The sequence below is a fragment of the Planomonospora algeriensis genome, assembly GCF_977012225.1.
This window is the reverse complement of the sequence record NZ_CDRNDK010000954.1, coordinates 1-910: the sequence shown is the minus strand read 5'-3', so window position 1 is coordinate 910 and position 910 is coordinate 1. Positions and strand designations below refer to the sequence as shown.

Annotated in this window: 2 protein-coding genes; both read right to left on the bottom strand. The window is 78.4% G+C overall.

Annotated features, from left to right (window positions below):
• Positions 1-40: 40 nt before the first annotated feature.
• Positions 41-352 (bottom strand): AzlD domain-containing protein, encoded by a 312-nt coding sequence (locus ACWJ6R_RS37145; RefSeq protein ID WP_449066672.1) that lies wholly within the window; start codon positions 350-352, stop codon positions 41-43.
• A 78-nt stretch (positions 353-430) separates the two neighbouring features.
• Positions 431-910 (bottom strand): AzlC family ABC transporter permease (locus ACWJ6R_RS37140; RefSeq protein WP_449066671.1); only part of this gene is annotated, 480 nt, incomplete at its 5' end.

Genomic DNA, 910 nt, shown 5'->3' with positions numbered 1-910 from the left:
CCGGGGGAGGGCGCGGTCTTCCGGATGGCGCTCCCGCGGGTCACAGGCCCAGGTGGCGGAGCAGCGCCGTGACGGCCGCCGCCGCCACCAGCACCACCAGGAACGGCGCGCGCAGCAGCAGCGCGACCACGGCCGCGCCCAGCCCGGCGGTGCGCGGCCAGTCGAGGTCCAGCGCCTGGCCGCCGGTGAAGGTCTGCACCGCGATGAGCGCGGACAGCAGCGCCACCGGGACCAGCGCGGCGAAGCGCTGCACGCCGGGGTGGTCGAGCACCCGGCGCGGCGCCGAGAGCCCGGCCAGCTTCAGCGCGTAGCAGCCCAGGCAGACGGCCGCCACGGCCTGCCAGACGCTCATCGGCGCGCCCGCGGCCGGCGCGGAGGCGGGGGAGGTCCCCCCGGCCGTCCGGGTGAAGGGGGGACGGGGGCGGAGAGGTCAACTCGGTCTCCTCAGCAGTACGGCGAGCACGGCCCCGGCGGCCAGCAGCACGGGCACGCCCGCCGGGGTGAACGGGGTCGCGGCCAGCGCGACGGCAGCGCCGCCCGCCGCGATCATCCGGAGTTCGCGGGCCTCGGGGCCCGAGCCGGTCAGCCGGGGCCAGAGGATCGCCAGGAACGTCGCGGGGCCCACCACGTCCAGCCCGAACACCGCCGGGTCGGCCACCCGCGAGGTGCCCAGCGCGCCGAGCAGGGTCGTGGCGTTCCAGGTCAGGTAGAGGCTGCCGAACGTGACGAGGAACCCGGTCCGGGCCGACTCCGCGTCCGGCTGGGCCAGGGCCACCGCCGTCGTCTCGTCGATCACCCCGTGGGCCAGCGGGAGACGGCGCCAGCCGCGGGCGCCGAGCAGGCCGGACAGGCGCAGGCCGTACAGGCCGTTGCGGACGCCGAGCAGCAGCGCGCCCACCGCGCCGCGGCC